Annotated in this window: 16 protein-coding genes and 1 rRNA gene; all 17 read right to left on the bottom strand. The window is 33.6% G+C overall.

Annotation, left to right across the window (positions count from 1 at the left end; all coding sequences use genetic code 11):
• A 16S ribosomal RNA gene (locus BLV37_RS13790) occupies nucleotides 1–97 on the bottom strand; the annotation flags it as partial.
• Between the two features lie 386 nt (nucleotides 98–483).
• On the bottom strand, nucleotides 484–1,275 hold the full coding sequence (locus tag BLV37_RS13785) for a SigB/SigF/SigG family RNA polymerase sigma factor (RefSeq protein ID WP_091732745.1): 792 nt from the start codon (nucleotides 1,273–1,275) through the stop codon (nucleotides 484–486).
• Entirely contained in the window at nucleotides 1,272–1,709 is a 438-nt protein-coding gene (locus BLV37_RS13780; RefSeq protein ID WP_091732742.1) for an ATP-binding protein, read from the bottom strand. The genes BLV37_RS13785 and BLV37_RS13780 overlap by 4 nt, the downstream gene beginning before the upstream one ends.
• A gap of 9 nt (nucleotides 1,710–1,718) precedes the next feature.
• Entirely contained in the window at nucleotides 1,719–2,036 is a 318-nt protein-coding gene (locus tag BLV37_RS13775) for an STAS domain-containing protein (RefSeq protein WP_091732740.1), read from the bottom strand.
• Between the two features lie 105 nt (nucleotides 2,037–2,141).
• On the bottom strand, nucleotides 2,142–4,583 hold the full coding sequence (gene gyrA, locus BLV37_RS13770; protein ID WP_091732737.1) for a DNA gyrase subunit A: 2,442 nt from the start codon (nucleotides 4,581–4,583) through the stop codon (nucleotides 2,142–2,144).
• A 427-nt stretch (nucleotides 4,584–5,010) separates the two neighbouring features.
• Nucleotides 5,011–6,111: an NADH:ubiquinone reductase (Na(+)-transporting) subunit F gene (locus BLV37_RS13765; RefSeq protein ID WP_091732734.1), complete on the bottom strand. Its 1,101-nt coding sequence runs from the start codon at nucleotides 6,109–6,111 to the stop codon at nucleotides 5,011–5,013.
• Nucleotides 6,112–6,122: 11 nt separating this feature from the next.
• Nucleotides 6,123–6,713 (bottom strand): NADH:ubiquinone reductase (Na(+)-transporting) subunit E, encoded by a 591-nt coding sequence (locus tag BLV37_RS13760; protein WP_176967992.1) that lies wholly within the window; start codon nucleotides 6,711–6,713, stop codon nucleotides 6,123–6,125.
• Entirely contained in the window at nucleotides 6,710–7,339 is a 630-nt protein-coding gene (locus tag BLV37_RS13755; protein WP_091732732.1) for an NADH:ubiquinone reductase (Na(+)-transporting) subunit D, read from the bottom strand. Before BLV37_RS13755 ends, BLV37_RS13760 begins: the two co-directional genes overlap by 4 nt.
• Entirely contained in the window at nucleotides 7,340–7,945 is a 606-nt protein-coding gene (locus BLV37_RS13750; protein ID WP_091732728.1) for an RnfABCDGE type electron transport complex subunit G, read from the bottom strand. It lies immediately after the preceding gene.
• Nucleotides 7,942–8,925: an RnfABCDGE type electron transport complex subunit D gene (locus BLV37_RS13745; protein WP_244270555.1), complete on the bottom strand. Its 984-nt coding sequence runs from the start codon at nucleotides 8,923–8,925 to the stop codon at nucleotides 7,942–7,944. Before BLV37_RS13745 ends, BLV37_RS13750 begins: the two co-directional genes overlap by 4 nt.
• Nucleotides 8,926–9,157: 232 nt before the next feature.
• Nucleotides 9,158–10,306 (bottom strand): thiolase family protein, encoded by a 1,149-nt coding sequence (locus tag BLV37_RS13740; RefSeq protein ID WP_091732722.1) that lies wholly within the window; start codon nucleotides 10,304–10,306, stop codon nucleotides 9,158–9,160.
• A gap of 14 nt (nucleotides 10,307–10,320) precedes the next feature.
• On the bottom strand, nucleotides 10,321–12,666 hold the full coding sequence (locus tag BLV37_RS13735) for a 3-hydroxyacyl-CoA dehydrogenase/enoyl-CoA hydratase family protein (RefSeq protein WP_208975277.1): 2,346 nt from the start codon (nucleotides 12,664–12,666) through the stop codon (nucleotides 10,321–10,323).
• A 141-nt stretch (nucleotides 12,667–12,807) separates the two neighbouring features.
• Nucleotides 12,808–13,590 carry an enoyl-CoA hydratase/isomerase family protein gene (locus tag BLV37_RS13730; protein WP_091732717.1) on the bottom strand — a complete coding sequence of 261 codons (783 nt, stop codon included), beginning with the start codon at nucleotides 13,588–13,590 and terminating at the stop codon, nucleotides 12,808–12,810.
• Nucleotides 13,591–13,681: 91 nt separating this feature from the next.
• Complete coding sequence (locus tag BLV37_RS13725; RefSeq protein ID WP_091732715.1) at nucleotides 13,682–14,647, bottom strand: 3-hydroxyacyl-CoA dehydrogenase family protein; 966 nt, start codon at nucleotides 14,645–14,647, stop codon at nucleotides 13,682–13,684.
• Nucleotides 14,648–14,770: 123 nt separating this feature from the next.
• Nucleotides 14,771–16,072: an acetyl-CoA hydrolase/transferase family protein gene (locus BLV37_RS13720; RefSeq protein WP_091732712.1), complete on the bottom strand. Its 1,302-nt coding sequence runs from the start codon at nucleotides 16,070–16,072 to the stop codon at nucleotides 14,771–14,773.
• A 34-nt stretch (nucleotides 16,073–16,106) separates the two neighbouring features.
• On the bottom strand, nucleotides 16,107–16,766 hold the full coding sequence (locus BLV37_RS13715) for a CoA transferase subunit B (protein WP_091727097.1): 660 nt from the start codon (nucleotides 16,764–16,766) through the stop codon (nucleotides 16,107–16,109).
• Nucleotides 16,766–17,419, bottom strand: a complete 654-nt coding sequence (atoD, locus tag BLV37_RS13710) for an acetate CoA-transferase subunit alpha (RefSeq protein WP_091727100.1) — start codon at nucleotides 17,417–17,419, stop codon at nucleotides 16,766–16,768. The genes BLV37_RS13715 and atoD overlap by 1 nt, the downstream gene beginning before the upstream one ends.
• Nucleotides 17,420–17,455: the final 36 nt, after the last annotated feature.

Here is a 17,455-nt window from a genome sequence, read left to right as displayed (position 1 = left end):
TCCATCCGAAAACTTCCTCTAATGTAACTCGTTCGACTTGCATGTGTTAAGCACGCCGCCAGCGTTCATCCTGAGCCAGGATCAAACTCTCAAATTAAAGTTTTCCTACTCATTAAAATTGTTTGGTTTTTGTGTCTTTCGACTGTAAACCTTTTTACTGGCTTCTCACTGTTCAATTTTCAAAGACCAACTTTATTATCTCCCCGAAGGGCTTTAGTTCTTTGTGTCCCTTAGGACCAACTTTATTAGCTCCCCGAAGGGCTTTAGTTCTTTGTGTCCCTTAGGACCAACTTTATTAGCTCCCCGAAGGGCTTTGGTTTGTCACCCTCATTACCAGTGACTCTTACTACTATATCAAACTCCAAATAAATTGTCAAGTGTTTTTTCTTGTTTTTATTTTGTTGTTTTTGTTGATATTGAATGACAACAGAATTTAATATACCATGCTAAGATATAATTTGCAATAGTTATTTTAATTTTTATTTAGTTATATATTTTTTTCAGTTCTTTTTTGAATTTCTCAATAATCTTTTTCTCCATTCTAGATACGGTCATTTGAGATATATTTAGCTCTTTAGCTATTTCAAATTGAGTTTTTTTGTCAAAGTATCTATCTCTTAATATTTTTTTCTCCATACTATTTAGCTTCTCTATATTTTTTTCTAAAAAATCATTATTTTCTATTGTTGTAAAGTATTTGTCGTCTTCCCCTATTAACTCTGCTAAATTTATATCTTTATCATCGTTGTTTGCATCAAATACTACATCTAAAGAATGAGGGGCATATACTTTGCTAGCCTCCATAGCTTCTAATATTTCTTCGGAGGAGCATTGTAAATATTCGGCTAATTCATCAACAGTCGGAGTTCTTTGTAAGGTTTGGCTTAGTAAATTTTTAGATGTGTTTATTTTTTTTGAAAGCTCTTGTATTCTCCTTGGAACCCTTATTGTCCATCCTTTGTCACGGAAATATTTTTTTATCTCTCCTATTATTGTGGGCGTAGCAAAGCTAGAGAACTCATATCCCTTTGATAAATCGTATCTATCTACTGCATAGATAAGGCCTATGCAAGCTACTTGGTAAATATCATCGTAGTCTATTCCTCTGTTTACATATTTTTTAGATAATATCTCCGCTATATATAAATGTCTTTTTATAAGTTCTTCTCTAATAAACTCTTCTCTTTTTTCACTATATCTTTTAAATAGCTCTTTATTAGTAGCTTTATCGAAATCATCTATCCTTTTTTCTCCACCTACTACGCCTATTGTCATATAATATCATCCTTTATGTGCTTAGTCATTCTTATTTCTGTTCCCTTTCCTTCATCGCTAACAATTTCCACTTCGTCCATAAGAGAATTGATAATAAATATCCCTAAACCCCTTTCTCCTATTTCTTCAATATTAACTTCTTTAAGGTTTTCAGTATCAAAGCCTTTACCTGCGTCTTTTACAGTTATGACCAATTTATCTGTGTGCATGTAAAACTCTACATCAAAGTTTTCATTTTTATCATCTAATCCGTGCTCTATAGTATTGGTACAAGCCTCTGCAATGGCAACTTTAATATCTTCTATTTCTTCTATATTAAAACCCATCCTATTAGCAATAGCAGAACTAGTAAGCCTAACCACATTCACATACTCAGCTTTGTTTGGCATACTAAGCTTTATACAATCATACCTTGTATCTATTTTACTTGCCATTTTTATAAATCACTCCTCAATGAGAAATACTTTATCTAAACTCGTTAAATCAAATAACTTTTTAATATTGGGTTTGATTTTCTTGATAATTATGTTTTTATTGTTTTCTTTAGCTTTTTTTAAAGCACTTATGAGCACTCCTAGCCCTGTGCTGTCAATATAAGATAATTTTTCTCCGTTTATTATTATATCTCCTATTTTTTCATCTAGAGCTTCTATAAGTGTCTCTTTAAAATTAGGTGCTGTATATATATCTAGCTCTCCAACCAAGTATACCATCCATGACTCTAAGCCTTCATCAAATTTTTTAATTATTTCAAGTGACATAATTTCCCCTCCTTTTTGTTTCTATATCTCTGTATTTATATATTATAATATCATATGGCTAATGTAAATGTGTTTAGAAAAAGAAAGCGTACTGATTAAAGTACGCTATTCTAATTCTTCCTCTTCATCTGATACAACTGTTGCAACGGAAACTACTTTATCATCTTTGCCGAATCTCATTAAGGTTACTCCTTGAGTAGTCCTTCCCATCCTTGAAATATCTGAAACTTTCAATCTTATTATTACTCCTGAAAGACTTATTAGCATTACTTCATCATCATCTTCTACTATTTTTGCACTAATTAATTCGCCAGTTCTATCTTTTATATTATATGTCTTTACGCCTTTTCCTCCTCTTGATTGAACTCTGTACTCATCAAGAGAAGTTCTTTTCCCATATCCATACTTACTTATTACAAGTAAATCCTTGCCTTCTTCTACCATTCCCATTCCTACTATTCTATCACCTTCGTTTAAGGTTATCGCCTTTACTCCCATTGCAGTTCTGCCCATGTCTCTTACATCTTTTTCATTAAACCTAATTGACATACCACTTGAAGTTACTAATATTAAGTCATTTGTTCCATCAGTACTTTTTACACTTATTAGCTCATCATCTTCTTTTAAGCTAATAGCTATTATTCCACTTTTTCTTATGTTTTCAAATTGATCTAATTTGGTCTTCTTAATTATACCTTTTTGTGTAACAAGGACAAGAAAATCATCTGGACTAAAATCTTTTATTGGTATTACAGCAGAAATACTTTCTCCTGAATTTAATTGAAGAAGATTAATAATTGCTGTACCCTTTGCTTGTCTTTTAGCTTCTGGTATTTCATATGCTTTTAAACTATATACTCTTCCTTGATTAGTGAAGAATAATATATTATCATGTGTTGAGGTCACAAAAAGATGCTCAATAAAATCTTCTTCTCGGGTTGTGAGTCCTGTTACTCCTCTCCCGCCTCTTTTTTGTGCTTTATAAGTATCTTCAGGTATTCTCTTAATGTATCCAAAACGAGTTAGCGTGATAACAACATCTTCTTCTTGTATCATATCTTCTATGTCTATTTCTTCAGCCGAAGGCTTTATTTCAGTTCTTCTTTCATCCTTATAGTTTTCTTTTATCTCTATTAGCTCTTCTTTTATAATTTGGTATACAAGCCTTTCATTTGCAAGTATTTCTTTTAATCTGTTTATTTCTATTATAAGGGCCTCGTATTCTTCTTCTATTTTATCTCTCTCAAGTCCAGTAAGTCTTTGGAGACGCATATCTAATATAGCTTGAGCCTGCTTTTCAGTTAAGCTAAAGTTGTTCATTAAGCCTTCTTTAGCATCGGCTGCTGTTCTTGAACCTCTAATTAGCTTTATTATGGCGTCTATGTTGTCTAATGCTATCCTTAGGCCTTCTAATATATGTGCTCTTTCCTCTGCTTTTCTTAAATCAAACTGTGTTCTTCTTACTATTACTTCTTTTTGATGATCAAGGTAGTGCCTAAGCATTTGCTTTAAGTTTAGTAATTTTGGCTCATTATTTACTATGGCTATCATTATTATACTAAAGGTATCTTGAAGCTGAGTTTGTTTGTATAGATTATTTAGTACAATATTGGGATTAGCATCTCTTTTAATTTCTATTACAATTCTCATTCCTGTTCTATCGGATTCATCTCTTAGGTCTGAAATTCCTTCAAGATTCTTTTCACGAACCAGCTCTGCAATTTTTTCTATAAGCCTAGCTTTATTTACTTGGTATGGGATCTCAGTAATAATAATAGAGGATCTTCCTTTGCTATTCTGCTCAATTTCAGCTTTAGCTCTTACTACTACTTTTCCTCTTCCTGTTCTATATGCTGCTTTAATGCTTTCCATACCCATTATTGTAGCACCTGTAGGGAAGTCAGGCCCTTTGATGCATTCTAAAAGATCATCAACCTGTACCTCAGGATTATCTATCATCATAATTGCTCCATCTATAACTTCTCCTAGGTTATGAGGTGGAATTGATGTTGCCATACCTACTGCTATTCCCGAAGAGCCATTTACTAAAAGATTTGGAAATCTACTAGGTAGTACTACTGGCTCATTTAATGTTTCGTCAAAGTTTAGTCTATAGTCTATAGTTTCTTTTCCTATATCTCTAAGCATCTCTAGAGTTATTTTAGACATTCTAGCCTCTGTATAACGCATTGCTGCTGCACCGTCACCGTCAATTGAGCCAAAGTTTCCGTGACCATCAACTAACATATATCTAGTTGAAAAATCCTGTGCTAGCTTTACCATTGCATCATATACTGAGGTGTCTGAGTGAGGATGGTACTTACCTAAGGTATCCCCTACAATACGTGCAGACTTTCTGTGGGGCTTATCAGGTGTGAGGCTAAGTTCATTCATAGAATAAAGTATTCTTCTGTGTACAGGCTTTAATCCATCTCTTACATCAGGTAATGCCCTGCTTACTATTACACTCATTGCATAGTCTAAATAAGATGTTTTCATTTCGTCTTCTATGTTTATTGGTAAAATATTTCGTTCTTCGTTGCTCATTATATTCCTCCTAAGAATATTCCTTTTAACTATATGTTACCATTTAATTATAAACTTTTTACATATAAAAATCAAATATTTGAAATGAGAAGATAGGTTTATATTTTATTATGTTACTTTATACTAAATAAAAACATTCAGGAAATCGGGTTAGGCATTTCCCGCAGTCTCGAAACACAAATTTGTTCACTCCCTTCAGTCGTACAAATTTGGTTCTCGTTGCGTTTGACCTACCTACGATTTCCTGATAAAAGCGTTCAGGAAATCGGGTTAGGCATTTTCCGCAGTCTCGAAACACAAATTTGTTCACTCCCTTCGGTCGTACAAATTTGGTTCTCGTTGCGTTTGACCTACCTACGATTTCCTGATAAAAGCATTCAGGAAATCGGGTTAGGTCATAAAAAAACTGTGAGTAAAAACCCACAGTTTAGAATTTATCATAATATATGATCTCTTCTGGTATTCCTTTATCTTTGAGAACAGCTGTTACCGAATCTATCATTGGAGGATTTCCACAGAGATAGGCTTCTTTATTATCTCCGTCTATAATATATTTTTCTAAGGCATTATTAACCCTTCCCTTTTCCCCTGTCCAGTTATGTTCCTCTGTAATCCTTGAAAGACAAGGAACAAACCTAAAGTTTGGTAAGATGCTTTCCAGTTCCTTAATTTCATCTAATAAGAATAAGTCCTCTGGTGTTTTAGCGCCAAAATATAAAGTTGCTTTTCTATTTATATTGTTTTCTTTCATATGATAAAGTATAGAGAGTATAGGAGCCATACCGGTGCCTACTGCAACTAAAACTATTTCCCTGTTGTTATCATCATGAAAATAAAAATCACCATAAGGACCATTAAAGCTTACCTTATCTCCTTCTTTAAGTATTTTGTGGACATAGGTAGTGGCCTTGCCTTCTGGAACATAGCCTATTATTAAGTCAATATAGTTCTTATGATAAGGTGGTGAAGCTATAGAGTAAGCTCTATATACCTCTTCATCATTTCCTTTATAAATAGGTGCCTTTAGCTGGATATACTGTCCTGGCTTAAAATTTATTTCTTCTCCTTCTTTAAGCCTTAATCTCAGCTTCTTTATTACAGAAGTCATGTCTTCTATGGATTCTACTATAGCTTCATATTCTTTTACATTGAATAGTTCTTCTGGAATTTCAATTTTTATCTCTTGCTTTACCTTGCATTGACAAGAAAGTCTTATTTTATTTTCAAGCTCATCCTTTGTCATAAAGGGTGTTTCTGTGGGGAGTACTGGTCCACCACCTTCTAAAACCTTAACCTTACAATATCCGCAGGTTCCTTTTCCGCCACAAGCAGAAGGTATAAAAATCTTTTGCTCCATCAGTGATGATAATAAAGAGGAGCCTCCCTCAACTATATACTCTTTGTCATTATTAATAATGATTTTGACCTCTCCATAATTATTTATAGTACGATCTGCAAGGGTTAACAAAAATGCAAGTATCCCAGTAATAGCTGTTATTGTAACAGTTGTTGTTATTATTGTATTCATATTATTTCCCCCTATTGAATCTGTACTATGCCTGAAAAGCCTACAAAGGCTAAGGCCATCAGACCTATTACAATTATAGTAATTCCCGGTCCTTCTAATCCTTTTGGAACACTTGCCTTTTTAAGTCTTTGTCTTATCCCAGCCAGTGCTACTATGGCTAAAGTCCAACCAATTCCAGAGCCTATACTAAAACCAATTGATTGAAGAAGTGTGTACTCACGAATCACCATAAATAGTGAAACTCCTAATATTGCACAGTTTACTGTAATCAATGGTAAGAATATTCCAAGGGCATAATATAAGTTTGGTAAATATCTTTCAACTATCATTTCAACTAATTGTACAAAGGCTGCTATACTAATAATAAACACTATAAATCTCATATATTCTAGGTTAAGAGGTACTAAAATTTTGAAATATATTATGTAGTTTAGTATTGTAGTAAATGTAAGAACAAAGGTAACTGCCTGACCAAGTCCTAATGATGTTTTAATCTCACTAGATACCGCTATAAATGAACACATACCAAGAAAATTACTAAGTATCATGTTATTTGTAAATATAGCTGCTATGAAAATTACAAAAGGATTAAGTTCTATCATGCTTTAACTACCTCCCCCTTATTTTCTTCTTTTTCTGAAGATATACTTCTGGCTATCCAAATGACCACTGCCAAAACAAAGAAGGCTCCTGGTGGCATTATCATTATTGTCCAGTTAGTCCACCAATCTCCTAATACTTTAAATCCAAATATAGTTCCAAATCCTAAAAGTTCTCTAACAAAAGCAATAGATAAGAGAACTAATGTATATCCTGTACCTGAAGCAATTCCATCAAGAAAAGAATTTAAAGGAGGATTTTTTTGAGCATAGGCCTCGCAACGTCCCATTATTATACAATTTGTTATTATAAGTCCTACATAAGGTCCTAATGCTTTACTCATCTCTGGATAATAGGCTTTTAAAAAAATATCTACTATGATAACAAATACAGAAATAATCAGTACCTGAACCATCATCCTTATATGTTTTGGAGTAAATGTTCTAATAATAGAAACAGTAAGCTCAGAAAATGCTGTAACAAATATTAAGCCTAGCCCCATTATAAGTGAATTAAGCATAAGATTTGTAACCGCTAATGCAGAGCATATACCTATAATTTGTCTAAACACTGGATTATCCTTCCATAATCCCATGATGAAAATCTTTTTTGGACTATCTCCAGCCATTTATTTCCCCCCTTTATTTTCTTTTATAAACTCATCTATATCTTCATTTATAAACTTACTTACAGATTTTGATGTAAGGGTAGCACCGGCTATGGCATCTACATTGCCTCCAGCTGCCGGCTTGTATACTATATAATTTCCATCATTAACATCTGTCAATTTCAATCCTCTAAATTGCTTTTTAAACCAATCCTCAGATATTCTTCCACCAAGACCTGGTGTTTCGCTGTGGGATACGAAATCTATTCCTAATAATTCACTAAAGTCCTTAGATATTGCAGCAAAGCCTTCAACTGAACCCCAAAGTCCAGAACCGTTTATTGGGAAAGCATAGCCTATGATTTCATTATCCTTTTTTGCAGTATATACAATTTGTCCTCCTAAATTCTCTTTACTAATGTATTTATTAAAGGTTTCTTCTAATATTTTTGGTTCATGGGAAGGTGGTTCTATGTTGAAAACATACAGAAGTGTTTTTCTTAATTCGGTTTCCTGATTATATGTGATTACATCAGCTGTGCTATAATTGAGAAATGCGAGAATTGCAGTGAAAAAAGCAGTTATTATTATCATGAAAACAATGGGAAAACTAAATGACTTTTTCATACAGTCACCTCTTTTCCTTTATTTTTAACCCCTTTTTTTGATTTTTTATAATGATTTACACCTTCATCAATTATTGGTGCAAAAGTATTTCCAACTAATATTGCAAACATCATACCGCCTGCAAATAGTGCATATCCACGTATTATTACTGTTACAATTCCTATTAGAATACCATATATCCATTTTCCTTCTTTAGTCTTTGGAGAAGAAATTGGATCTGTAGCCATAAATACTGTTCCAAAGAGAAACCCTCCAGCAAGAACGCCAAAAATAGGATTAGGGACTTGAGCAAAGCCTAAAAAGTATAAAATACTACTAAGACCTGTAAAACCAACTATTACTCCTGCCATAGTCTGCCAAGCTGCTACTTTTTTATAAATTAAATATACTCCTGCTAAAATTATTAGTATGGCACTTGTCTCCCCAAGAGAGCCAGCTACATTTCCTAATAATAGTTTTATTGACGAAGCCATCTGTCCTGTTTCTCGAAATACAAGCATAGGTGTTGCCTGTGAAATAGCATCTATGTTTTCAGTAAGATATGTCCCAAATCCACCTGGAAAGCCTAGTGCTGATTTAGACCATTGTATAGTCAATTGCTCGGGAAAAGACACATAAACAAAGGCTCTAGCTACTAATGCAGGATTAAATATGTTCCTTCCAAATCCTCCAAAAACCTCTTTTCCAAAGACAACTCCAAAGATAATTCCTAAAGAGGCTATCCAAAATGGAGTACGTGCTGGAAGGGTAAGCACATAGAGAATGCATGTTACAAAAATTGCCTCTGAAACTTTTTTTCCGTACTTTTTTTCAAATATCCATTCTGTTGCTACCCCAAAAATTGTTACCCACAAAAGAAGTGCAAAGGATCTCCATCCAAAAAAATAGATAGAAGAAATAATTAAAGGAATTAAAGATATAATTACTGTTCTCATCATTTTTTGTGGTGTAAAATATTTTTTTGTGTTAATTAGAGACAAAAAAATCACCCCCATGGTTTGTTTGTTTAATATTTTACTATTTAAGCTATACTAATATAAATAGTCCCACTTAAAAGATATATTCCCTAAAATAGCTATAGAAAACATTTTTATCCGGAACATTATAAATATATAAAGGAAAAAGACTTATATCCATCAGTTTTGATGAAATTATAAGCCTTTTAAATACATATATTATAAATTTAATTTAGAATTAGGATATCTTTTAGCTTTAAAGCCTCTCAAATATACCTGCAGCTCCCATGCCACCCCCAATACACATGCTAACTAATCCATATTTTAGGTCTCTTTTTTCCATTTCATAAATTAGAGATGTTGTGAGTCTAGCTCCTGTAGCGCCTAATGGGTGGCCTAATGCTATTGCTCCACCATTTTTATTTACTATTTCTTTATTTATTCCTAGTTCGTCAATACAAGCAATTGCTTGAGCTGCAAATGCTTCATTTAGCTCAATAATTTGAATATCGCTTAGTTCCATATCTGCATATTTTAAAGCCTTAGGTATTGCATATATAGGACCTATGCCCATAATATCTGGATCACATCCTGCTACAGCAAAAGACTTTAATGTTGCTAAGGGCTTTAACCCTAATTCTTTAGCTTTTCTTTCAGACATAATTACTAGTGCACTAGCACCATCAGTCATCTGTGAAGAATTATTCCCTGTAACTGTTCCGTTAAACTTAAATGCAGGTCTTGAACTTGCAAGCCTATCTGGCGTAATACCATCTTTTAAATCATCTGTTTCTACAATTCTTTTTGCTCCATTTATTTCTATTTCAACAGAAATAATTTCATCTTTAAATCTTCCTGTTTTTACAGCATCTTCTGCTTTAATAAAACTGTTGTATGCAAATTTATCTTGCATTTCTCTAGTTACATTATATCTTTTTGCTACTTCCTCAGCTGTAAGTCCCATTGCAAGATAGTATTCGGGATAGTTTTCCATAAGATAAGGATTGGGACAAAGCTTCATCCCTCCTAGTGGTATAGTACTCATACTCTCAAATCCTCCTGCAATAACTACATCAGACCATCCAGCCATTACCTGCTGAAATCCTAATGCCACCGCTTGCAATCCAGAGGAACAAAATCTATTTATAGTCATAGCTGAGCTAGTATTTGGTAGCCCTGCTCTTAAGGCAATGGTTCTTGCTGCATTAAATCCCTGCTCTAGTTCAGGAAATGCACAGCCCATTATAACATCATCTACATCATTTTTGTCTAAATTAGGGATTCTATCTAAGGAGCCTTTTACTGCAATAGCAGCTAATTCATCTGGTCTTATATCTTTAAGACTCCCTCTATTTGCTCTACCTAAAGGTGTTCTTACTGCTGATACTATTACTGCTTTATTCATAAACTGCACCTCCCTTAGTTTCTTAATGGTCTACCTGTTTTTAGCATATGCTCTATTCTTTCTTGAGTTTTTTGTTCTCCACATAAGCTTACAAAAGCTTCTCTTTCTAGATCTAATAGGTACTGCTCATCTACCATACTATTATTAGGAATATTTCCTCCGCAAAGTACATAGCCAATTTTATTTGCTAAATAGTGTTCGTACTCTGTAATAAATCCTCCTTTATACATCTGATAAGTACTATATTTTAATAATGCATAGAGTCCTTCTCCACCTACTCTAATTTTTTTGTTCCTATTATTGTTTTTAGGATTTTCAAATAAGTGTAGTACATCATTTTTAGCAGTAAAAAGCTGCCTATCCTTGTTCATGATTATTTTATCCATAGACCTTAAATATCCAATTTTCTTAGCATCTGGCTCACTTTTTGAAACTTTCCCAGTTGTAATAGTTTCAAAGTTCTTTAGGACTAAAGGTGTTAAATCTATATTTTTATTGTCATTTATATTTTCTTGTGATTTAATAAGCAATTCTTTTGTTCCACCACCCCCTGGCAATAATCCTACCCCAACCTCTACAAGACCTATGTAGAGCTCAGCGAAGCTTCTTGCTTGACTACAATGCATGGTTATTTCAGCTCCAGCTCCTAAAGCCATACCATAGGGTGCTGCAACAATTGGCTTAGAAGAATATTTAATAGCCATATTCATATTTTGGAAATCTGATACCAGTTCGTCTATTGTATCCCATTTTTTTTCACGAGCGCTATTTAAAATAAATGGAAGATTTGCTCCTACGCAGAAGTTTTTACCTATGCTAGATATAATCATACCTTTATAATTTTTTTCAACCTCTGATATAGCCTTATGAGTAAATTCTACAACTTCGCCAGTAACACTACTATTAGGTGAATGTAATACAAAACAGGCTACATTATCTCCCATATCTATAAGTGAAGCATGATCATTGTTTATAATAACCTTTCCTTGTTCTTTAAGACTATTTGCGGAGATATTTTTGGAATTTAAATCTAGCTTTTTATCGCTATAAAATTGCTCTTTTCCAGAATTAAGTAGCTCATTAACTATAGGAGGAATTGTTTCTCCTTCCATTTTCATTTTTTCCGTTGATTTCCTAACCCCAATTAAATCCCATAGCTCAAAAGGTCCTACTTCCCAGTTAAATCCCCATTTCATTGCATTGTCAATATCTTTTATGCTATCAGATATTTCGGGAACTAAACCTGCTGTAAATAACAAGGTGTTTTTAATTACGTCCCACAAAAAATTTCCTGGCTTTCCTTCTCCATATACTAAAGTCTGTAATTTCTCTTTAAGAGTTTTAGCTTTTTTAGCCTCTTCTAGTTCTATGAATTCTACCTTTTTCTTAGGTCTATAATTAAAAGTTTCTGGCTCTAGTACTAAAATATCTTTTCCTTCTTTTTTATAGAATCCTAGTTTTGTTTTATCCCCTAAATAACCTTTGTTGACCATTTCCTTTATATAAGATGGGAAATTTAATATTTCTTTTTCTTTTAGCTCTTTTATATTTTCTTTTAAATACTCAGCTACAAATAAAGCAGTATCGTTTCCTATCATATCTAATAATCTAAAAGTTCCCGTTTTAGGCCTACCTATTTCAGTTCCTGTAAGTGCATCAGCTTCTTCAAAGGTAAGATTGTGCTGATATATTTTATGTATAATTAAACCAAGAGAATATATTCCTATTCTATTAGCTATAAAACCAGGAGTATCTTTTGCTATAACTACACCTTTTCCAAGTTTGTTTTCACAGAACAGTGTCATATACTCTAAAATTTCTGGTTTTGTATGATTTGAAGGAATAATCTCTAGAAGCTTCATATGTCTAGGCGGATTGAAAAAATGAGTAACAAAAAATCTATCTTTTAGCTCCTTGTTTAATGCTTCGCTTAATGAGTTAACAGATATTCCTGATGTATTTGTACTTATGAAAGCATCTTCTTTTAAATACATTTGTATTTTTTCATATAACTCTTTTTTGATTTTTTCATTTTCAACTACAGCTTCTATTACCCAATCCACTTCTCTTAAAAGCTCTAAATCATCTTCTAAATTACCAAACTTTATTAAATCAATGTTCTCTCCTGTATATAGAAGCATTGATTTTTTATCTTTCATTCTTTCTCTAGCATTTAACACTAATCTATTTTTTACTTCCTTATGATTTAATGTTAAACCTTTTTTCTTTTCATCTTCATTTAATTCCTTAGGAGCTATATCTAATAATATTACTTCTAGTCCACAGTTGGCTAAATGAGCCGCTATTCCAGCTCCCATTAGACCAGAACCTAAAACTGCTACTTTTCTAATATAATACACAATGATCCCTCCTATATCAAAATTAAAGAAAGAGACAAATAAATTATTTTAATAATAAATTCTAAGTTTTTTAAGAATATTTTTATAAAACCTATTTATATAATATTTGAATACTTGTCCCTTTCAAAAGAGAGTATATAGCTAAAAACCTTTAAAATTAGGCTTTCTTTTTTCTTTAAACGCAGCTACGCCCTCTTTATGATCTATTGTTTGCATACATACTGTTTGTATATTTGACTCTATTTCTGTAATTGATTCTAAACTTAATTCATAAGTTTTATTCAATATTTTCTTCATTGAGCCAAGTGCTACCGGCGCTGAATCTGCTAATCTTTGTGCAAATTTATATGTAGCTTCCTCCAGCTCATTTTCCTCTAGTACACAATTAACTATATCCATTTTAAAAGCCCTTTCAGCATCTATAATATCAGCTGTAAACATTAGCTCTTTAGCTTTATGTAACCCAACAACTCTAGGTAATAAAAATAACCCACCACAATCTGGAACAAGTCCCACCTTTACAAAGCTTTGAGTAAACTTTGCTGCTTTAGAACAATATATTATGTCACAAGCTAAGGCTATGTTAAACCCTGCTCCTGCTGCTACACCATTTACCATTGCAATAATAGGCTTTTCTATATTCATTATAAACGTTGCCAGCTCACCAGCCTTAGCTATAAAATTTCTTGCCTCTATTGGATTGTTTAGTTGTTCTAGATAGAACAAATCTCCTCCTGCACTAAAAGCTTTGCCATTTCCAGTTAATATAGCTACTCTTACTTCATCATTGCTTTTTACTTCCTTAAGTGCTTCTAATAAATCATTTACAAGTTCGTTATTAAATGAATTAAAAGAAGCAGGCCTATTAAGAGTAATTTTAGCAATTGCATTTTGTATCTGAACAATTACTGTTTTTTCTCTCATCTTTAACACTCCTGTTTTTATACTTTTTTTACTCTAATAACAAATAGATTTATTATTTAAATTAGTATAAACTTTAAGCATGCAAATCTCTTTATAATTTTTTATGTAGCTTTAAAAGCTCCAACAACATATCATCCCTAAACTTTACTAAATCTTCAACATTGTTTCCCATTTCTGGTGCTCTTCCTAGGATAGATTCTTCTACTCCTTCATGCACAATATCTTTCCAGCCCTCTGGCCAAGTTTTCCAATCCGCCATATCCTTCCACCACATTTCTACTGATGGTCCTATATGAGATAATATCCCTCTAATTCCATAAGGCCCTCCTCCTAGATGATAGAGTAAATTAGGACCCATTGTTGCATAGCGTAGTCCTGGTCCATAGCAGGTTGCTTTGTCTACATCTTCAACAGTACATACTCCTCTATTTACTAAATCTACAGCCTCTCTATATAAAGCCATTTGCAATCTATTTGCTATAAACCCTAAAGCTTCTTTTTTTAATATAATGGGCTCTTTTCCTAATAATTTGTAAAATTCATATGCAGCATCTAAAGCTTCCTGACTCGTATTGTCGCCCTTTGTAATTTCTACTAATGGAATAAGATGTGGTGGATTATATGGGTGTGCACCTATACATCTTTGAGAATGTTTACTAAACTTGGCTATTTCCGTTATTAATAATCCAGAAGTACTACTAGCAAATATGGCATTAGGACTAGCATACTTATCTACTTCTGCTAAAATTTCATGCTTTATTTCATATTTTTCTGGTCCAGATTCTTGAATAAATTGAACATCCTTTAGTGCGATTTCCATATCTGTAGTAAAAGTTGCATTTTTCTCAATTTGCTCTAACTTGTCCTCTTCTATAACATTTTTGCTAACTAAAAATTCTAAATCTCTTTCTATCCTTTCTTTTGCAATAGCTAATAACTTTTCATCTATATCGTATATATTAACTTTATACCCTTTCATGAGAAAGTTTGTAGCCCAACTAGCACCAATTAAGCCTGAGCCTATACATGCTATTTTTTTAATTTCAGAAGCATTCATACTAACTCCTCCTCACATTTTCATATCACTATGTTTCAATTCAAGCCTATGCTTTAAATATATAGGCAATTATCATAAACAGACTATGTGAAATGATAATTGCCTATGCTAAATTGATTTGACTTATACAATTCCTAATTTTATAGCGTTTTCTTTTAACTCATTTCTAAAATTAGGATGGGATATACCTATGAGATTATTAACCCTTTCCCTAATAGTTCTTCCCTTCATAGGTGCTATACCAAATTCTGTCACCACGTAATCGATATTATTTCTATGAAGAGTTACTGTAGCGCCAGGTGTTAAATATGGTTGTATTGTTGATATTGTCCCATTTTTAGCCGTTGAGTATAAAGCTATAATAGATCTACCATTCTTAGAATGAATGGCCCCTATTGCAGTGTCACTTTGTCCTCCTGTCCCACTATATTGCATTGTTCCAATTGACTCAGAACAAATTTGGCCTGTTAAATCTACTTGTATCGCAGTATTGATTGAAACCATGTTATCGTTTTGTGCTATTACAAATGGGCTATTTACATATGGACCCCTCATTAGTGCTACTGAAGGATTATTATCTAGAAATTCATAGAGCTCTTTGTCTCCAAATGCAAATGTACCCACCATCTTTCTTTGATGTAAATTCTTTCTTTTACCAGTAATTACTCCTGCTTTAGCCAGGTCAGCCATGCTACTTGTTATCATCTCTGTATGGACACCAAGATCACTTTTATTCATAAATGCTTGTGCAACTGCATCTGGAATCCTTCCTATACCTAGCTGTATTGTATCGCCGTCATTTACTAATGTAGAAACATATTCACCTATTGTTCTATCATGCTCAGAGAGTGTACTTTTAGGTAATTGCGGAACAGGCCTATCTACTTCAACAATATAATCTATTTCTGATATATGAATATGGGTGTCCCCATGAACCTGTGGTAGGTTTGGGTTTACTTCCATGATCACAGTATCAGCTTTTTCTATAAATTCTTTTTCATACAATACACTTAAAGGAACTCTCACATAACCATGTTTATCCATTGCGGATACAGTACCTATAAATACATTTGGTGCTTTCACTTCTAGTTTTCTAGTCATACCATTGTGTAAATGACTTGGTTGATAGCTGACCGTTCCCAGCTTATGAGCTTCTCTTATTGGATCGCTATAAAACCATGATTTTGTAGTAAAAGTATCCTTCATTTCAGGATCACTATAAAACTTATGATTTGTTAGGCCAAGTGTGTACCATACTGTAACATTTTCAACTCTATCTTTTATATTATGAAGTTGACTTAAAATAGCTATAGGCTCTAGTGCACAAAAGCCTGCAACAATTTCGTCTCCTGATTTTATTAATTTCAAAACATCTTCTATTGAAGTAAGTTTTCTTCTATATTCTTCATAATTACGATTCGTCATAAAAGAACCTCCTTGGTTTTATAAGGTTTATGGACTAAATATTCATTCTTTTTAGTTCTTCAGGTATAATTAGCTCTGCTTCTGTAGCTGCTACTACTTCTTCTACGGTTGCTTCTGGTCCTAGCTCTTTTAGTAATAGTCCTTTTTCTGTTACTTCTATTACTGCCATTTCTGTTATTATTAGATTTACTTCTCCTGCTGCTGTGAGTGGGAGTGTGCATTCTTTTAGTATTTTTGGGTTCCCTTTTGCTGTGTGCTCCATGGCTACTATTACTTTCTTGGCTCCTGTTACTAGGTCCATGGCTCCTCCCATTCCTGGTACCATTTTTCCTGGTATCATCCAGTTGGCTAGGTTTCCTTTTTGGTCTACTTGTAGTGCTCCTAGTACTGTTGCGTCTACGTGGCCTCCTCTTATGATGGCAAAGGACATGGCGCTATCGAAGAAGGCTCCTCCTGGGTTTATGGTTACTGGCTGACCTCCTGCGTTTACTAGGTCTTTGTCTTCTTCTCCTGGTGATGGTGCTGGTCCTAAGCCTACGAATCCATTTTCTGATTGGAAGGTTACGTCCATTCCTTCTGGTATATAGTTGGCTACTAGTGTGGGTAGTCCTATGCCTAGGTTTACTACGTCTCCGTCTTTTAGTTCTTTGGCTACTCTTTTGGCTATTACTTCTCTTATCATGTTTTTATCCATTATTGGTCACCCCTTACTATATAGTCTACGAATAATCCTGGTGTCATTACTTGGTGTGGGTCTAGTTCTCCTATTTCTACTAGTTTTTCTGCTTCTACTATTACTGTTTCTGCTGCGGTTGCTGAGAATAGGTTAAAGTTTCTTGTGGATTTGTTGTAGTATATGTTCCCTTTTTTGTCTACTATGGAGCCAAATATTAGGGCTACGTCTGCTTTTAGTGGTTTTTCTAGTAGGTAGTCTTTTCCGTCTATTTCTATTTTTGTTTTGCCTTCTTCTACTATTGTGCCTATGCCTGTTGGTGTGAGTACTCCTCCTAACCCTGCTCCTGCTGCTCTTATTTGTTCTATTAGAGTTCCTTGAGGTACTAGGACTACTTCTGTTTCTCCTGAGTTCATTTGGTTACCTGTTTCTGGGTTTGTTCCTATATGGGATGCTATTACTTTTTTTACTTGTTTGTTTACTATTAGTTTGCCTATGCCTACTTCTGGGAAGGCTGTGTCGTTGGCTATTATGGTTAGGTCTTTTATTCCTTTTTCTACTAGGGCGTCTATTAGCTTATGTGGGTTGCCTACTCCTAAAAAGCCTCCTATCATTATTGTCATGCCATCTTTTATTTGGTCTATGGCTTGTTCTATGGATACGATTTTATTCATATTTACACCTCCGTTTTTTTGAACAGTTGTTGAACA

Source organism: Proteiniborus ethanoligenes, from assembly GCF_900107485.1.
Taxonomy (GTDB): domain Bacteria; phylum Bacillota; class Clostridia; order Tissierellales; family Proteiniboraceae; genus Proteiniborus; species Proteiniborus ethanoligenes.
Note: the sequence above shows the minus strand (reverse complement) of the source record. Positions and strands in the feature narration are given on the sequence as shown.